This window comes from Anaerobacillus sp. ABD4_527 (assembly GCF_056160805.1).
This window is the reverse complement of the sequence record NZ_JBSWXZ010000002.1, coordinates 203,113-221,212: the sequence shown is the minus strand read 5'-3', so window position 1 is coordinate 221,212 and position 18,100 is coordinate 203,113. Positions and strand designations below refer to the sequence as shown.

Genomic DNA, 18,100 nt, shown 5'->3' with positions numbered 1-18,100 from the left:
CACGTAATTTTCTGATAGTTTTATAAGATTCCGCACAAAAAAACCGCCCGATGTGGGCGGTTTCGCTCATGTGATATCGTATTTTTCAATTCGTCTTTGGAGGGCGTAACGACTGATCCCTAGTAGTTTCGCTGCTTGCGTAATATTCCATTTCGAATCCTGAATTGCTTTTTCAATATACTTCTTTTCAATGCTCTCGATGTGATCTTCAAGTGAAAAGGAATCTTCAAACACAACATCTTCGATCGTTTTGGATCCCTCTACATGACCTTCAACAGGATTTAAAAAATCGAAGTGTGTTGCAGCTAGCTCCTTTTCCTGATGTAAGATCGCAATTCGCTCGATCGTATTCTTAAGTTCTCTCACGTTACCAGGCCAATCATAGTTTAACAACCGCTTTTTTGCATCTGCACGTAATGTTGGGGTATCCTTCCTCATCTGCTGACAGAACTCATTCAAGAAATGGTCAGTCAGCATAATGACGTCCTCATCTCGCTCACGAAGCGGCGTTAATTTGATCGGCACCACGTTCAACCGATAATAAAGGTCAGAGCGGAACTCTTTCTCTTGAATCATTTCTTCAAGAGAGCGGTTCGTAGCAGCAATAATCCTAACGTCTACCTCGAGGTCATGCACACTTCCGACGCGCTTAATACGTTTATCTTCAAGAAAGCGTAAAAGCTTTACTTGTATATCGAGCGAAAGATCTCCGATTTCATCTAAAAATAACGTACCACCATCAGCCCACTCGACTAAACCGACTTTTCCATTCGACTGGTCTCTGACACTGTTTTCTTCTCGGCCAAAAAGCTCGATTTCAATAAGATCAGCAGGAATACTCGCGCAGTTCACCGCGACAAACGGGCCATCATGGCGCTTACTCTGCTGGTGGATGCTCCTCGCAACGAGTTCTTTTCCCGTTCCCGTCTCACCTCTTATTAAAACCGTCGTATCGTTGCTTTCTGCAATCAACGAAATCTTCCCCTTCAACTCGTTCATCTGATCGCTTTCACCGATCATTTGAACGAGCTTCGTACGCCGCTCTTCCTCACGGTAACGCTCGACTTCTTTTTCAAGATGCTGCTGTTTGCTCCACTTCTCAAGCGTGATTTTCAACTCTTCTAACTCGAACGGCTTCGTTAAGTAATCGAACGCGCCTTGCTTAATTGCTCTTACAGCCGTTTTTGCATCACCATAGGCAGTCAGCATCATAACCGCCATCAGCGGGTATCGCTCTTTGAATTCATGCAGCGCGTCGAGCCCGTTTCCATCGGGTAAGCGTATATCTAACAGCAGCACCTGTGGGTTAAACGCTTCGATCAGCTCCCAGCCATCTTCAAGTGAAGATGCGGAACGTACTTCATAGCCTTCATCTTCAAGAAACATTTGCAGCGTAAGCCTCAGCGTTGTCTCGTCATCAACGATTCCAATCTTTACTGCCATTTACTCTTCCTCCTTCCTTGTCGGAAATGTAATAGAAAAGGTCGTTCCTTTCCCTGGCGTACTTCTTACATCGATTTCGCCGTTATTTTGCACAACAAGCTGGTGTACGATCGATAGCCCAAGTCCAGTTCCTTCAGACCTTGTTGTATAAAATGGATCAAAAATTTTATCAAGCATGCTATCTTCCATGCCAACACCTGTATCTGATACGTAAATTGTCCGCTTATCCCCAGTTGTTCCACTAGAAAGCGTTAATTCTCCACCTTCTGGCATCGCGTTAATTCCATTAATGATCAAGTTGAGAAGGATTTGACGAAGGTGGTCTCGATCGACCAAAATACCATATCCATTTTCACTATGATGCAATGTTACGTTTTTCTCTCTCGCCATTCCTTCCATCAATAACACGAGCGAGCGCATCGTTTCATCCACCTTGATGAACGATGGGTTAGAATCAAGCGGTCTTGAGAACTGAAGGATATTCGTTATGATCTTGTTCACCCGGTCGATGTCGATCAGCATGTTTTCAGTTAACGCTAGCTCATCCTTGCCAAGCTCCAACCTACGAATAAGGAGCTGGGTCGTTGTTCTGATGCCTGCGAGTGGATTACGAATCTCGTGTGCGATTCCTGATGCCATCTCACCTAACGATGCCAAGCGGGACATCCGTTCAACGCGTTGCTCAAGCTTTCTTCGATTCGTAATATCTTCGAACGTAATGATCGAGCGATTTCGCTCAGTTCCTTTAATCACTCTATAGTTTACCGCATAATACACCTTTTCTTCATTATGTTTATGGTTCCATATTTCTTCTTTTCTCTTCGTCGTCTCATGAACAGTAAGTCGTCTAACACGCTTTTCCAACGAAGGATCATCATCCATCATACGCTGTGCAGCCTCATTATAAACGGAATCTGACCCTTCGACGAGAAGAACCATTCCCACATGCACACTATTTAAGATCGTTTCGTTCAATTTTTTGATTTTCTCGATCTGTCCATTTCGTTTATCTAGCGTTTGGACCATATCTTGTAACGAATTTGAGAGAACGCCGATTTCATCTTTACGGTTCGTTTTAATATCCGGTTCTTTCCCTCTCTCTCCCATTGCAATCCGTTTACAATAAGCAGCAAGGTTTTTGATGGGCTTTGAGAGGTGATAAGAAAAAATGATCGTAAACTGCACGGCGATCACACCCATGAAGATGATGATGAGCAGCGTATATTTTTGAATATCAGGAAGTGAACCTGAATAGAACGAGAACTCGATCGGGAAATAAAGCTTCCACCCCCATTGTTCGAGCTCTTCAGTTATCACCGTTTTTTCAATAACAAAGCTTGATGGCTCACTGTTGCCGTTTAACCACTCTAATTCCTCTCCTTGATAGTCTTTTCCATCTGAGTAGAAGTTCCCCTCTTCATCCTCGACATACAATCCTACTTTTTCATCGATCATCACCTTGACTAACGATTTTGCATCACGTTCACTCATGTCGCCATTTTGCACACGTTCATCAAAGATACCAACGTAGCGATCGATGCTCGTTAACGTTTCGCTAACCGTTGCCACTTTCAGCTGTTTCTCAGACTGGTAGCTCGCCCACATCGAGACAGCTCCGATAATAAAGCTTGGAAGGAGTACGATGATTAAAAAAGGAACGAGGATCTTCCGTTCAATCGAATTTCTCATCATGCGTACCTCCCTTCCAGAAATAAAGGATACCTGCGATCAAAATCGACGGCAGGACAGGATGATAAACAGGATGAACGTGATCTGGGATTAGGAAAAACGCAAGTACATATGCGAGAGTCCCACCGAATGTGGACAGGACAGCGTTGTGTTTTGACCTAGCCGTATAGAGACCTCCATACAAAGGAAAGAACATGGAGACCGCTATGATCCCCCATACGTGTCCACTAAAGGGAACGATTCCTTCAGGAGGTTGAAACGCAATCAACAAGGAAAACGTCGCAAACATGAAAATAACCCAGCGCGTCCATGAAATAACCTGTTGATCGACACTCTTCTTTTTCCGTAGTGGAAGCGTAATATCATAAACAAAGCTGCTCGCCATAATTAGAAGCTGTGAGTTAGCCGTTGAAATGGCAGCTGCCACGACGCTGACTAATAAGATCCCTTTCCACGGTGTTTCTAGCAAATATGAAATAACATAAGGATAGATTTCGTCTGTACTTTCAAATATCACACCCGGATTGATCATCCTTGAGCCGATGCCAATCACAAAGATTGCAAAATAAATGAGCACAAGGAATATCGCACTCGTTGCAATCATCTTCCACGCAATTTGTTTCGAACGAGCTGATAAGATCCGAACCGCATACTGTGGATTCGCAGCAACGCCTATCCCTAAAGCAAAAAATGCGCTCAGAAGCGTCCAAAACGGTAGCCCTTCTTCAGGAAACAGCGCTAAATAGGAATCCCCTCTGGTCGCTCTCACGACGAGATCATTAGTAAATACCTCTAGCCCTCCGATCTCGTTCACCACAAAAAGAGAGCCGAGGATCGTTCCGCCAAGGATGAGATAAAAGTGAAAAATATCCGTACGCGCCACAGAATGCAGCCCTCCGAACGTGGTGTACAACACGAAAAGATAAACAAGAAAGACGCTGACAATATACGGTACTTCCAGCATTTCACTCACAACGATTCCGAATCCTCTGATCTGAATCACGACGTACAATAAATAACTAACGCTCAAGATGATCCCAATCCAAACTTGAAGTAATTTTGAATCGTACCTTACAAGGAAAAACTCAGGTACCGTCACAACGTTATATGTATAAAGTTTTGATGAAATAAAGAGAAGCCCGATAATCCCTAACAACCAAGCAACCGCTGTCGTCCAGATTACGGAAACGCCACCTTCATAGATCAACCCTGGCAAACCAAGGAGTGACGCCGCACTGAACCAGGTCGCACAAAAGGATGCGACGCTTGGAAATAACGAAAGGTTTCTTCCTGCCAGAAAGTACCCTCTCAATTCATCCGTTTTATCAAACCCGTGTTTTCCAAGGATTAAAATCGCAATCGTATAAATCAGGAATACACCTAAGTAAAGGAGTTCATCCATCAGAACCCTCCTTTCCATTCTTACCTAAAGCACTTGCTTCATTATATACAAATTCACGTCCTCAAACCATGACTGCACCCACATCCCAAGTATATCCAAACGTGTAGTTTCCTCACTTTGTGTTTTCTGCCATAAAAAAGAGCCACAGACTAAGCGGCTCACAATCTATTGGTTCTTTCTCAATTGTTTTAGGACAGTATTCTCTCTATGGATCCATCCGTTCGCACTATGTTTCTTCAACGCTTCTTCGTTCTGCTTGATCGCTTCTTCTATTGTGACCCAAACTGGCGTGAATTCTTGTTCTGATTCGTAGTCATCTAACCGTTGTGGTGCCACTTCTCCTGGTACTTCGGAAAAATAATAATGAGAGGTCATTTCGAAAATCGCTCCCTCTTCATAGAGATCTTCGTTCCGTTCTACAACCGTTCCCGCCTTCTCTCCAATCACACCGTTCACATATCCTGTTTCCTCTGCAATTTCACGTATGATTGCCTCTGCATGCGTCTCGCCCTCTTCAACCCCACCGCCAGGGAACTTATAATCTCCTAAATTTGAGTACACGAGGAGAATCCGATCATCTTCTATTAAAATAGCGCGCACAGCCTCTCTGTATACCATTCGCTCGCCTTTCTCACACCCTAAAACGATACTAAACACGTTCTTCCCTCCCTCCAGAACCAATTATCGTGTTTTTCTCAAGCTACTCCCCCAGCACTCTTTTTCTTACCAATTCTTTCATCGTACACTAGCTTTCTAGTTTAACCAAGCCAACACTCACCTGTTTAAAAGCCTTTATGAGAAGGGTAATGAACCTTACCAACATATTAATAAAAGGAGCTACCATCGTGATATTCAAAAACATTCATCCATCAGACTACTCAAAAGTCTCGATCGCTCTCATACTAGGTGGTTTTATCACTATAGGAGCAGCATTCTTCTTTTTCTTCTCATTAGCTGAAAATGTTGCGGAGAACGAACAGTTTATGATCGATAAACTCGCGACGCGACTCATCAGTTCGATCGATACTCCAGCACTCAGCGGGATCATGGGAAGGATAACGGAAGCGGGTTCAGTGACCTGGATAACGATCGGGACTGTTCTAACCCTCATTTATTTGCTGTTTATCTCTGATAAAAGCAAGTGGGTTTCATTCTTCTTGTTAGTCAATATGCTTGGAATCAGCGGACTCACAAAAGGATTAAAGTTATTATTCGAGCGACAAAGACCAGATGTACTCGAGAAGTTTGACGGAACAGGCTTCAGCTTTCCGAGCGGTCACTCGACTGGCGCGATCACGTTTTATGGATTCTTATTTTACTTAATCGTGATTAGCAATCTAAAAAGAAGATGGAAGATTACGATCAACACCATCCTCGGCGTCCTAACCGTTACAGTCGCGCTCAGCCGGATCTTTATCGGCGTTCATTACCTAACCGACATCCTAGCGGGTCTCACACTCGGCTTAGCGTGGTTACTAATCTGTATCATGGCACTCGAACTCATGCTTTGGCGTCAGCGGAGGCATCGAAAAGCAAAACAAAAAAGCAGTTCTGAATTTACGGCATGATAAAGAGCTTGGGAATCGTCCCAAGCTCTTTATTTTATTTAGCCACTTTTTTCCATGTGATATAAGCATTACTTAAAAGAAGATGAACTGCTATACGATACATCACCCTTTACCTGATATAAACCTGACCATTCGTTACATACACCTGCTCTGGATGCGGATGACTCAAGAAGTCATGATGCGAAATGGTCCAGCCGTAGGCTCCGGCATATTCGAACACCATAATGTCACCTGCACGAAGCTCTGATACAAATTCCTTCCGAACAAGAACATCATTAGGGGTACACAGTTCCCCTGCTACCGTTACTTCGGCATCCTTAATCCCAGGCCGCTCAAATGGGTACTTCCACCCTTCAACAGAATGAACTCTGAACGGATGGCTCATCTTCCATGCAGCAGGTAAGCGCAAGTGATGTGAGCCACCTCGTAGAACAGCAAAATGTTCACCATGATTCGTTTTCACATCGAGCACTTCTGATACATATGAGCCGCATCCTGCTGTCATGTATCTTCCGATCTCTAAAAACAGCGTGAGGTTTTCATCGATCGTTTCCTGCTCAAACTCCTTTAGCCCTTCAGCAAGGGTATCCCAATCGAATGGATGACTCGTATCCCAATAGTTGATTCCGATGCCGCCCCCAATATCGATAATGGGAGCGTTTAACGCAAATTCCTTTCGCCAAGATCGTGCCTTTTTCATACACATCTCAACAAAACGAAGATGTGCAGCTGCATCTAAGTTATTGGACATCGCATGAAAATGAAATCCTTTGATCTCGATTTCTTCGAACGTTAGAGCTTTCATGATGACCTCAGGAATATCTCGCTCATCGATTCCAAACTGAGTTGGAACGCCAGACATGCGAATGTGACTATCCGATACGTTCGTGCTCAAGTTTACCCGAAGCAAAACTGGAATTTTCACTTGTTCTTGTTGTGCTAAATACGCCATACGGTTTAATTCGTGCAGACTCTCTACATTTACATAATCAACATTTCGCTCCATCGCTTCAAGCATTTCATGATCTTTTTTAGCTGGCCCACCGAACAGCATCGGCTTTTTCGAGATGCCGTCGATCTTGTTGATCTCACCGATCGATGCAACTTCAAATCCGTCAACGATCGGCTCTAACGTACTCAGTAGTTCAAGATCTGGATTCGCTTTTACAGCGTAATAAAGCTCACAGAAAGCTGGCAGGCTATGTTTGATCGTTTCTGCATGCTGCTTGAGATGGTCCAGATCGTACACATACGCACAGACTGGACCACTTTTCTTTCTCTGCTCAAGGTAAGCCTCTACAGCATTTTTACTAATTGTAATCATGGTGTCCCTCCAACAAATTGCGCGATCTCTTTTAGCTTACTCCCTTGCTCCTTATCTAGTCATGTTGAGAGGATTTGAAACCTCACAGTACGCATCTCCTTTTTTATTCGACAATCTCATTTTCGTAAGAGATTTATGCATAACTGTCGACTGGTAAAGAAAGCCGCGGTCTTGTGCTACGTTTTCTTCACACTGATCGGAGAGTTTATTGAATGTATCATCACAGACTTTTTTAACTTGCTTCCAGAAATCCTCTTCTTTTATATCTGAATACTGAACTAACTGACGTATCACTTCACCGAGATGGTTTTGGAAAACGGTATAATAGAGCTTGTTATGCATATCGGACACGTTATCCGTTACCGAAACAGATCCAGGTGCAAATGAAACGTCGATCCCTTGCTGTTCAAGTCGTGCTTGATAAATACGTGATCCTCCCCAATCTCTGAAGAAGAAGCGTGACAATCTGCCGTTCTTAAAGACAGGAATGCTGTTTTGCAAGTGGCCTTCGAGCGCAATCCCATACTTCACCATAAGTGTGAGATACCCCGGAATGACTTTTTCAATGTATTCATCGAAAAACGGGAATGCTGCCTGACGCTTAGGGATGTTGTTCACCTTAGCAAACTCATCGACGAGTTCAGTGAGAATACTTGCATCACTTAGTGGAGACCGAGCATACAGAGCTGGCCCAGCAATCGCAACTTCTCCATCATTCAGCTTGTCATCGATGCTTTCGCGTAAGAGCATTGTTAAGTTACGGCTTTTTAAATCTTCCTCAGATTTAAAAGCCATTCCCGCTATCTCGTTCAATGGAACAAAGTTTTTTAGCTGTTCTTCTTCGTTCATGATGGTCGTCATCATGATTGTGAACAGCGTTGAGTTCATCGCAGTCTGCGTTGAAATCGAACGAACGGTCGACGTCATCTGGCTGTTAACCGCGAGCTTTAATGAAGGTGCCTTTTTATTCTTCACATGAACGGTTCTGAATGATGATGTTGCCTGAGCTTCTAACATCACACCTTTGATTAAACGAACCGTACCATTCTTTATTTCTTTCTCATACAAGTCCGGTACAACATGTTCATACTGCCATTCATGAACTGGAATGATATCGTACGTGTTAGGCTCTAATCCAAGCTCCTCTAACTCCTCAAGACATTGCTTCCATTCGTCATAGAAATGTTCTTCAAGCATGCTTTTTGTTTGTGCCGTCGTCATGACGAATGCGCGATCGACCGCAACGAAACGAACGCCAAACGATTGATGAAACTCTGGTGAAAATCGAAACACATCACTTTGTGACAACCCGATCTTCGTTTTGGCGCCAGGGTGGAGATGATGCCCTTCAAGAATGAGCTGTTCAAAGAAGAGTGTTGGTGAAACCTCGCTTTTTTTACCGAGATAGTCAAGTGTTGACGTAGCACCTAACGCTTTTGCTTCTTCTTGTATGGCTCCCCTCCAACTATCGTCGAACATATAGGCAAGCGTAAGGTTTGCAGTACCGTTATCAAGCTCCTTTTTGAACGTTTCAACTTGCGGACCCTTTTCAAAAAGCACGTCGATGAGTTCTGAAGCGACCTTGATCTCCTTTACCTGATGCTCATCGATGTATAAGATCGTATCTGTCGTTTCAATACGCTGAAAGGCATATTCATGTTTGATCGGAAAGATCAGCACACCACTTTTTACCGACACAAGCTTATACGTCACATCTTCACGAAACGTCGCCTTCTGTAGGTAAGGGAACGCCGACATGTCGGTTCTCTTACCGCTCTTAACCACGAAGCTAGAACCTACTACTTTAAAGTCCGTAGCATTCTTATAAAGGTCGTTAATGTTCTCTCTTAAAATAGATGAAGCTAATTTATGAAGAATGCCTTTTCGCCCTTTTTCTAAATTAGCGATAAAATCATTAAGATAAGATGGCATCTGCTTCATGATGAACCGCATGCAGTTCACTTCTGCTTCGAGCATGAATCCTTTACTATCATGATTGGGTCTTTTGATCATTTGTATCGTCATTTCTCAAACACCTCATTGTGTAAAGGATTAACGACATCCACATACATATTTTCTGTGTACTTGTTTGTCAGCCGCATCTTCACTAACGCCTTCATCCTTGAGCGCGTTGCTTTCAATAACTCATAATCATGTTCAGTGTCAGACTTTAGCGACGCATAAACATCCTTTACGACCTTTCTTACTGGATTCCATAGACGTTGTTCATCAAGACCTAAACGACGAGATAGAGCGACGTTCATTTCTCCGATATGGTTATGAATAATCGCATGGAAAAAGATATCGTGGAGTTCTTCCGGTTTTGTCGTTAATAAATTTGTACTGTTGTCTAATGCCCCTAACTCTACGAACGTCTCCAAGCGTTCTGTCAGGATACGAATTCCTCCATTATCACGGAGGATCACACGCTCTGGGACCCCATCCTTAAAGACAATAACAGTATTCTGTAAATGCGCTTCTAAACTCACACCATATTTTACGATCAGACTCATGATGCCTGGCAGCAGCACCTCACAGTATCGCTTTATAAATGCTTCAGCAGCGACCTGTAGCGATGACTGATCCATCTTCTCTTTGTAGCGATCGACAAGCTCTTGTAGAATTAGCTTTTGTGAAACTGGTGAATCTGCGATAAGAGCAGCTGCCGGGATCGCCACTTCATCTTCAGTTAACGTTGCCTCCGGATTTTCACGAATGATGGAAGCAAAGTTTTTCTGTAGAAAATGACGGTCACCACCGTCTGAGTCGGGTTCAAAATGAATTCCTGCGTCTTCTCCCATAAAGCTCAACGTATTCGAGATGAACGGATCACGCGCTCCGATTTCCTTCAGAACCGATGAGATCAACGGCCCGTTGTAGGTCGACGCAGCAGAAACCGTCCGAACTGCGCTCGTCATCTGGACATTGATCGCGGTTTTTATGTGGTGCTTCGACCTATTCTCGAACGGAGCTAACGAACGAAACGAGATGAGTGCCGCCGTCTTGATCCTCTTACTCAAGGGAATGATCATGTTACGTTCGATTAACCCACGATAGTGCTCTGAAATCGTATGTTCGAACTGCCATGGGTGTACAGGGATGAGCTCATACTCACGATACTCAATTCCTTTTTCGGATGCGACCCTCTCCAGATCCTCTTGCAGTTCTGGATACTCTTCCAATAAAATACGCGTTGCGCTCTTTTTCTTATGTGTTGATCGGCAGTAAGACCTATGGACTAATACTGGTATCACATCGGGATGCCCACCCCACTCAGGTGCATAGCGACTCACATCCATTGGTGAAAGACCTAATCGCGTACGTGAACATGGATGAATCGTATGGCCTTGAACCACCCATTGCTCGAAGAACGTAAGCGGGCTAAATGTGTCATCTCCTCGCTTCTTCTCTACATATGAAAAAGAATCTCGCGCATCCAACTGTTCCGCCTCTTCTTGAACAGTCTTCATACGCTTTTCAGCTGCCGTTAACGCGAGTCCATAGTTTAAGCCACTATTTAAAATCTCTTCACAAAACTGTTCAAGGTTATCTGAAATCAATTCAGGTTCATTATGAACTAGAATCGAAAGAAACTGATCCGCGTCTGATAATACAGTTTCATTCCCATCTGAGTCGCGATGCAAAACATCTCCAACGATGTCGATCTGTCCAAGTGTATAAGTATTGCGTACGTTTATAGCTATCTGTTCTTTCGAAAAACGAAACGTTATATATGTTAACTCCGCGCCTTCCATCGTATCGAACGGAAGGATTTCCTCACGGATGATTCCTTGAATCAACTGATGTAGAATGGTTTTTCGTGCAACGATGAGGTTCTCACGAAACCTTTCGACAAGGGTTTTATAATTACTTCTCATATGGTGGAGCACTTGGATTTCGTAGTTATCTTCTCTATCACTTACTTTAAGCTTTGACTCCAAATGTCATTCCTCCTGTTAGCCTGCTAAACACTTTATTGAAAATCATTATCAATTACCACTTCCTAAGGTTATTGAAGATTGTTTTCAATGTCAACTTTTCACTGTCATAAATGTTACTATCGATTTCGCTAACAAGCGAGCCTTAATAGAATTTGATTGAGAGTCGTTACAACTGATCTTCTTTATTATAATCAACCGAAAGGACGTACAATGCTACATTTCGAATAAAAAAAGCCGCTCGTCTGCGGCAGTGCTCATCTTTAATAAAGGAATCAGAGTCGATTTAACGAAGTGAATAGCTAGATTAAAAACATGGAGGTTTCTAATGAACCAATATTTATACAAGCTTAAACTCATTCCAAGACTCGTCGATGATAACAATTGGACTGAAAAAGAAAATGCAATCGTGATGGAGCATTTCAACGCTTTGAAGGAGCTATTGAAAGAGAACACGCTGATCATGGCTGGCAGAACCGTGAACGACGATGATTCAGCGTTCGGAATCGTTGTCATTCAGACGAATTCTGAACAAGAAGCAACGTCAATCATGAAAAAAGACCCTGCTGTCCGTGAAGGAATCATGACAGCAGAGCTCTATCCATACCATGTTGCACTATATAACGAAGTTTTCACTGTAAACCAGACGTCCTAACGTCTGGTTTTCTAAAGAAACAACACCATGTGTTCTTCATCCAGAAACTCACCGTTCACATAAAGAGATTTCTCTTCATGTGCGTACGTTTTGAAACCCATATTAAGATAAAGCTGTTTTGCGGTCTTGTTTACGGAAGAAACGGAGATAGTGACTTTAACGACTCCATCGACGCCCTTCACATAATCGATCGCTTCCTCAAGAAGTGCTTTACCAGCACCTTTACCTCTATAGCTCGGCGTAACATAAACTGCAAAAAAGTCACCTTTGTGCTTCGTTTTCAAACCACTTCCTCGAACGAACGTGATGACTCCGACCAATCCGCCGTCGTATGCACCTAGCGTAACAGCTCTTTCTAAATTAGCCGCAACGCCTTCGAGTGGATTCTTTCTCTCTACTGCTTCTTCATAGCTCGACGCGAACGCTTCAGGATTGTTCTGAAGAGCTTCTAATCTTAACTCCCAATACTCTTTTGCATCATCTGCTTTCATTCTTCTTATTTCCATTGTGATCTGCTCCATTCATTTTTCAACATGCCATAAACGACGTGATCAACATAGGCACCGTTCACCTTCTCAACCTGACGGATCAACCCTTCCTTCGTGAAACCGAGCCGCTCAGGAACACCGCGACTCTTTTTATTCTCAGAAGCCGCTCGTATTTCGATTCGATTCAATCCGATCGTATCGAAGCCATACGTAAGAATCGCCTTACAAGCCTGTGTGACGATGCCCTTCTTCTGATGCTTTTCACTAAGCCAGTACCCAATGGTCGCATAATCATGGGTTCGGTTAAGTTCATTGAAACCGATCGTCCCAGCGATTTCCCCTTTATAAACCATTGCGAGCGTCTTAGGATAACCACCCGTTTCAGAAAGACTTTTGATCGTACCTTCTATAAACGCCTTTGAGCCTTCAACATCCGTATTGTAATCGACCCATGCGAGCCACTCTCTTAAATAGCTTTTCGATTCATCGATCAGATGAAAAAGCTCTTCTGCATCATCTACTGTGTACATTCTTAGATAAAGATCTTCATTTACTGGGTATGTAAACATGTTGTTTGTTCCTCTCTGTCTATTAACTGATAAATTTTTTTATGACATTTGCGAAATGTTCAGGCTCTTCATCGTGTGGCGTGTGACCACTATCTTCAAAATGATAGATTTCACCAAGCTCTACATCCGTTCGAAATGCTTGAATCTGGAGATCTGACGTTACCGGATCGTATTTTCCTGTCAGCAAGAGAGTAGGTGATTTAATCTCTTTTAATAGAGGCAGTAGTGAGTCAAAAATTCTTCCTTCTTCTCTCAACAGGTTGTAATGGACCTCAGACTTATCATAGAGTTCATCCCATTTCTCGTCGCTATAATAGCTGTAATCTGTTGGATGGTCGTGATTATGAATATAGATTTCCATCCGGTTCTCACCGAGTAAATCACTGTAATCACTATATAACTCTGCGAGTTCCCGCCCCTTTAACTCGTCATTTGTTACGATGGCTAAACTTTCGATGGCCGCTCTCGATTGACCGTGTTTTTCAAGAAGCGAAGCGGTCTTCCTCATTAAACTCCTAGAAGTTAGATCGAAATCAAATGTCGGGCATTCAAGAACGACTTTCTCTATTGAATCAGGATAAGTGGCAGCGTAAAGCACACTTAGAAATCCACCGAAGGAATGACCGATCAAAGACCATTTATCAACGGAAAAATGGTCTCGCAGTGCCTCACAGTCTTCAATCAAATCCTGTAGTTTGAAGTCTTCGTTTTCTGTTACACCCTCTGATCGACATACGCCTCTCTGATCGATTGCAATCACCATAAAATCTTTTTCCAATCGGGCTGATTGGTGGTACGAAAAATCAAAACAGCTCTCCCCTGGACCACCATGTAAATAAAGAAGCGGTGGATTATCGGGAGAACCGTAAACTTCCACATAAAGCTCTTTTCCACGTATCGGTATCAACTTACCATTATGCAACTCTTTCACCTCAATGCTTCGTAATCCTTTTTCGAATCAACCTGATCTGTCCCCGGTGATTCAACTCATCTTCCATTACATGAAACCATTTGAAATAGTGGTTCGCTTTCTCATCCCAACCATACGGGGTAACAATGTCGAGCCAGTCATCGTCTTTCTTCTTTAATTCTTGAAGCGTGTATTCACGCACTAAACTCATTTCACTCCAATAGTAGTCAAGATCACGTCCGCGTATCTCGCTTCTCGCACGGTCACCTAACTCGATTGCGGTACCAAGCACATCCCACTCAGCATCCGTAAGCTCTCGCTGTTCAAACGTCATGATTTGAAATGCCTTTTCAAGCGAGACCATGTGCTGCAGCAGCATCCCAATTGAATTACTTTCATCATCAAGTTGAAAATCAAGCTGATCAGCGGTTAATCCAGCGATCGCTTCTTCCGTCGTATGCCTCGCATAGTTCATCATCGATACGAGTCTTGAAATGTGAGGAGTGAACCCCTCAACGTCTTCAATCATGGTAAGATTATGTACACTTTTCACCTATAACGCCCCCTTTCCTTACCCGTTGCCCCTCAACTACCTTCTACAAAATGGGGCAAATTCCTTTTTATTGAAACTTCTTCAACGACGATACGTAGAAGAAGGTAACAATTAATATGAGGAGGAGTACGTTGAAAAAATTATATAAATCAACAACTGATAAGGTGGCGCTTGGTGTCATCGGTGGAATAAGTGCTGCCTTAAACATTGAAGCAGGAACAATGCGATTCGTATTCATTGTACTTACCGTTTTCTTTACCGAAGTATCTTTACTTCTTTATTTTGCTTCAGCTTTGTTGTTGCCGACAGATGAAGAAATCCATTTGAACGATAAAACATAGAAAACCCCCTGGCTAGGAGCCAAGGAGTTTCCATCTTATCTTCACCACAAATTTATCCGATCTTCTTTAAATCGGAAAACACCGTATCTTCCTTTTCGCCCTTTGATCCTAACGTTAATGTCACTACCGTAACCACGGATAAAGGTAGGCCAATGAAAACAGGATGAAGACCAAAAGGATGGCCTGCAACTTGCCATATGACTGCGACGATCAGCCCAGCCCACATTGCGGTGAAGCCTGCGAACTTGGTTGTTCGACTCCAGAATAACCCGAACAATACCGGAGCTAATAGCCCAGAAACAAGCATGGCCGTTCCAGTAATCCAAAGGGTAACGAGCTGAGGAATATAGAGCGCCAGCAAGAGAGCGATGATCGAAACGAATACGACCGACATTCTACTGTACGTGAGCATCTTCTTATCCCCAACATCACCGACCCTCGGTTTTACAACATCATTCACGATCGATGATGCCGCTGCGAGAAAGAACGAATCGGCACAAGAGATAACTGTTGCTAACAATGCGATCAGCATCACGACAACGAGTGAGAATGGTAGAACTTGTCCGATGATTTCATAATAGATCAAGGCTGGATCGATATTCGTTAAGTTAAGCCCGAACTTCCCTAGGAATCCTATGAAAATAGTTACCGCAGCCGTTAAGAAGCCGAGGACGATCGCTGACCAGAACCCAACGCTTGCAGTTCGATCATCTTTCGCTGCCCAAAAACGTTGCCATAAATCTTGTCTCACAAACTGGTAGGCTCCAATCGTAAGCATATACACAAAGAATTCAGAAGCACTGATATTGAAGATGCTCAGCGCATTTCCACCTTCAGCATTTCTCGCTTGATCAGCAAGTGCTCCCCAGTCACCAACAAGAAACATGATGACAACGAGTAAAAAGAAGATTCCTGCTGTTTGAATCGTCCCATGAATCGCATCTTGAATCATAACCGACTTGAGGCCGCCAAAATAGGTTTTCAACGTCATAAGTGCCCAACTGATGATGATTCCAGTCGTCATGCTGAGTCCTATCGTCAACTTCAATATCGTCGCGATCGCCACAAATTGCATGCCTGTAACGGCTGCATATGCACAAAGAACGCTTAAAACAGTAGGAATTCTCGCGCCCTCTCCGAACCGCAGCGCCGTGAAATCACCTAGCGTGACCATGTTGTACTTTTTTCCTAGAAAACGAATCCGCTTCAATAGAAAAGCCGCAATAACGATCGAGGTTAGTGTAAAACCGATCGCGAGCCATTGCTGCCCCATGCCAAAAAGATACCCTTTTGTCATATAGCCGAGTAAGATCGAACCTCCAATCGCTGTACCAACAAACGTAAGGATAAGCGGCATCAGTCTCGTCGACCGTCCTGCAACGTTATAATCTTCATACGTCTTAACGTTTCGGTTCACATAAAGCGATAGTCCAAATAAAAATACAAAGTAGACGGCAATGATGGTAATCAACAACGTTTCTTGCTGGCTACTAAACAATAGGTTCACCTTCCTTTTTTGAACTATAAACCATTGTTCCTCCTAAGTACGTGCTCTCCGTTTTAATGTCTAATAGTTCTTCGTGATCGATTTCTAATGGATTGTGAGAAATCACCATGACGTCGGCTTTTGCACCCGACTTGATGACGCCAAGAGTTTCTTCTTCAAAAGAGCTATAAGCGGCATCCACCGTAAACGCTTTCAATGCATCCCAGACAGGTATACCTTCTTCTAACCCGATCACTTGTCCACTCGACGTTTTCCTAGTAACAGCTCCGTAAATTCCAGTCCACGGATTTCCATCTGTGACAGGCAGATCAGAGTTCCCCGGTGCAGGAACACCTGCTTGTTTAAACGATCGGTGAGGGAAAGCAGACGACATCCGCTCTTCTCCTAATTTCGCTAAATAATTATCACCGATATGATAGAGGAAACCGATCGATGAACCTGCTAGCAGTAAGAGGTTCTTCATCTGTAATATCTGATTATAGTTTGGAAAGATGCAGTGTTCGATCCTGTTTCTCATATGGTCAATCGAATGATGCTTAGTTACTTCTTCAAATGAATCAAGAGCTACCTCAATGGCGCGATCCCCGATCGCGTGGATGGCGACTCTTAATCCTGCTTCGATCCCTCTTTGCATAAGTGGCGCAATTTCCTCAGCGTCGTTATAAAGAATACCTGTTTCCTGTGTTCCGGTGTATGACTTTGAAAAAGCAGCAGTCTTTCCGCCGACACTTCCATCCAACATAAATTTCAATCCCTGAAATTTAAGCATGTCGTTTCCAAATCCACTTCGTAAGCCGGTGCCTAGCACCTCCTCTAGCGCACCGTCGAACCCATTTTGATCGATCGCCCAAATCCAAGGTCGAATCCTAACCTTCAGCTCTTCATTCTCTAGCAAGGATTGATACAACTGCAGATCATCTTTTTGAGTCGACATACAATGGACGGTCGTAATCCCCCACGACGCAAATTTCTCTTGCGCTTCTTTCATGCCCTTCACTCGTTCTTCGAGACGATATTCCGGGATGTGAAGAAGCCCTTGAGCCTTTTCTTGAAGCAATCCTGTTAACTCTCCATTCTCATCCTTCTCGATCTTTCCTCCAGATACAGGCGTTTCTTCAGTTATGCTGCTTTCTTCAAGCGCCTTCGTATTTGCTACTGCCATATGAGCACACGCTCGTTCTATCACTACCGGATGATTTGGTGCAACTCGATCGATTTCCCACCGTGTAGGGTGCCGCTTCTCTTTCATTTTGCTATCATCATAGCCCCATCCTATAATCCAGTGTCCTTCAGGGGTCTTCGCTACTTCCTCTTCGATCTTTGTTAAGATCGCTTCAATCGAAGGCGTAACTTCTGGCGTACAATTGAGCTTCAACATGCTTAAGCCATAAATCGCTGGGTGAATGTGGCTTTCGATAAAACTCGGCATCAATGTCTTGCCATTTAAATCTGTAACGGTCGTTTCTTTCCCCTTCCAGTTTAGGACTTCTCCTGTTTCTCCTATGTACACGATCACGCCGTCTCGTACAGCCACGCCACTCGCAAAAGGCTTTTCATCATCCATCGTTAGTACATTTCCATTCACAAAAATCAAATCCGCTTCCGTCATTGTCACTCACCTTTCATTTTAGTAGACTTTGAATTTCTCCCTCCCCCACTCCATAAAAAAACCAGTTTTATGCACACGAGTAGTATGTTGGCTATACTTGTCTC

The 18,100-nt window shown here is 43.5% G+C and carries 16 protein-coding genes; 3 read left to right on the top strand and 13 right to left on the bottom strand.

Annotated elements, in window-relative coordinates:
* Positions 1-66: 66 nt before the first annotated feature.
* The 4 genes from ACXAHI_RS13300 to ACXAHI_RS13285 all read right to left on the bottom strand — a co-directional run bounded on the left by ACXAHI_RS13300 (position 67) and on the right by ACXAHI_RS13285 (position 5,191).
* On the bottom strand, positions 67-1,443 hold the full coding sequence (locus ACXAHI_RS13300; protein ID WP_474848566.1) for a sigma-54-dependent transcriptional regulator: 1,377 nt from the start codon (positions 1,441-1,443) through the stop codon (positions 67-69).
* The gene (locus ACXAHI_RS13295) at positions 1,444-3,132 is read right to left on the bottom strand and encodes a sensor histidine kinase (RefSeq protein ID WP_474848564.1); all 1,689 of its coding nucleotides are present in this window, start codon (positions 3,130-3,132) and stop codon (positions 1,444-1,446) included.
* The gene (locus ACXAHI_RS13290) at positions 3,116-4,534 is read right to left on the bottom strand and encodes a sodium:solute symporter family protein (RefSeq protein ID WP_474848562.1); all 1,419 of its coding nucleotides are present in this window, start codon (positions 4,532-4,534) and stop codon (positions 3,116-3,118) included. The genes ACXAHI_RS13295 and ACXAHI_RS13290 overlap by 17 nt, the downstream gene beginning before the upstream one ends.
* A gap of 165 nt (positions 4,535-4,699) precedes the next feature.
* Entirely contained in the window at positions 4,700-5,191 is a 492-nt protein-coding gene (locus ACXAHI_RS13285) for an NUDIX domain-containing protein (protein ID WP_474848560.1), read from the bottom strand.
* Between the two features lie 188 nt (positions 5,192-5,379).
* Between ACXAHI_RS13285 and ACXAHI_RS13280 the strand changes: the two genes are divergently transcribed.
* On the top strand, positions 5,380-6,102 hold the full coding sequence (locus ACXAHI_RS13280) for a phosphatase PAP2 family protein (protein ID WP_474848558.1): 723 nt from the start codon (positions 5,380-5,382) through the stop codon (positions 6,100-6,102).
* A gap of 109 nt (positions 6,103-6,211) precedes the next feature.
* On the opposite strand, the gene ACXAHI_RS13275 is transcribed toward ACXAHI_RS13280, so the two are convergent.
* From ACXAHI_RS13275 to ACXAHI_RS13265, 3 genes are read right to left on the bottom strand one after another with little or no spacing between them, the layout of a single operon-like run.
* Positions 6,212-7,426: a type III PLP-dependent enzyme gene (locus ACXAHI_RS13275; protein WP_474848556.1), complete on the bottom strand. Its 1,215-nt coding sequence runs from the start codon at positions 7,424-7,426 to the stop codon at positions 6,212-6,214.
* Positions 7,427-7,477: 51 nt separating this feature from the next.
* Positions 7,478-9,451 (bottom strand): IucA/IucC family protein, encoded by a 1,974-nt coding sequence (locus ACXAHI_RS13270; RefSeq protein ID WP_474848554.1) that lies wholly within the window; start codon positions 9,449-9,451, stop codon positions 7,478-7,480.
* On the bottom strand, positions 9,448-11,367 hold the full coding sequence (locus ACXAHI_RS13265) for an IucA/IucC family protein (protein WP_474848552.1): 1,920 nt from the start codon (positions 11,365-11,367) through the stop codon (positions 9,448-9,450). The genes ACXAHI_RS13270 and ACXAHI_RS13265 overlap by 4 nt, the downstream gene beginning before the upstream one ends.
* Before the next feature lie 325 nt (positions 11,368-11,692).
* On the opposite strand from ACXAHI_RS13265, the gene ACXAHI_RS13260 reads away from it, so the two are divergent.
* On the top strand, positions 11,693-12,019 hold the full coding sequence (locus tag ACXAHI_RS13260) for a YciI family protein (RefSeq protein WP_474848550.1): 327 nt from the start codon (positions 11,693-11,695) through the stop codon (positions 12,017-12,019).
* Positions 12,020-12,030: 11 nt separating this feature from the next.
* On the opposite strand, the gene ACXAHI_RS13255 is transcribed toward ACXAHI_RS13260, so the two are convergent.
* From ACXAHI_RS13255 to ACXAHI_RS13240, 4 genes are read right to left on the bottom strand one after another with little or no spacing between them, the layout of a single operon-like run.
* Entirely contained in the window at positions 12,031-12,525 is a 495-nt protein-coding gene (locus ACXAHI_RS13255; RefSeq protein WP_474848548.1) for an N-acetyltransferase family protein, read from the bottom strand.
* Entirely contained in the window at positions 12,516-13,076 is a 561-nt protein-coding gene (locus ACXAHI_RS13250) for a GNAT family N-acetyltransferase (RefSeq protein WP_474848546.1), read from the bottom strand. Before ACXAHI_RS13250 ends, ACXAHI_RS13255 begins: the two co-directional genes overlap by 10 nt.
* A gap of 22 nt (positions 13,077-13,098) precedes the next feature.
* On the bottom strand, positions 13,099-13,998 hold the full coding sequence (locus tag ACXAHI_RS13245; RefSeq protein WP_474848544.1) for an alpha/beta fold hydrolase: 900 nt from the start codon (positions 13,996-13,998) through the stop codon (positions 13,099-13,101).
* Between the two features lie 10 nt (positions 13,999-14,008).
* Complete coding sequence (locus tag ACXAHI_RS13240) at positions 14,009-14,539, bottom strand: DinB family protein (protein ID WP_474848542.1); 531 nt, start codon at positions 14,537-14,539, stop codon at positions 14,009-14,011.
* 131 nt (positions 14,540-14,670) lie between these two features.
* Between ACXAHI_RS13240 and ACXAHI_RS13235 the strand changes: the two genes are divergently transcribed.
* Entirely contained in the window at positions 14,671-14,880 is a 210-nt protein-coding gene (locus tag ACXAHI_RS13235; protein WP_474848540.1) for a PspC domain-containing protein, read from the top strand.
* A gap of 52 nt (positions 14,881-14,932) precedes the next feature.
* Here the strand turns inward: ACXAHI_RS13235 and ACXAHI_RS13230 are convergent, their stop codons facing one another.
* Both ACXAHI_RS13230 and ACXAHI_RS13225 read right to left on the bottom strand, forming a co-directional pair.
* Positions 14,933-16,378, bottom strand: coding sequence for a sodium:solute symporter family protein (locus ACXAHI_RS13230; RefSeq protein WP_474848538.1), 1,446 nt, complete (start codon positions 16,376-16,378; stop codon positions 14,933-14,935).
* Positions 16,371-17,996 (bottom strand): amidohydrolase, encoded by a 1,626-nt coding sequence (locus ACXAHI_RS13225; RefSeq protein ID WP_474848536.1) that lies wholly within the window; start codon positions 17,994-17,996, stop codon positions 16,371-16,373. Before ACXAHI_RS13225 ends, ACXAHI_RS13230 begins: the two co-directional genes overlap by 8 nt.
* Positions 17,997-18,100: the final 104 nt, after the last annotated feature.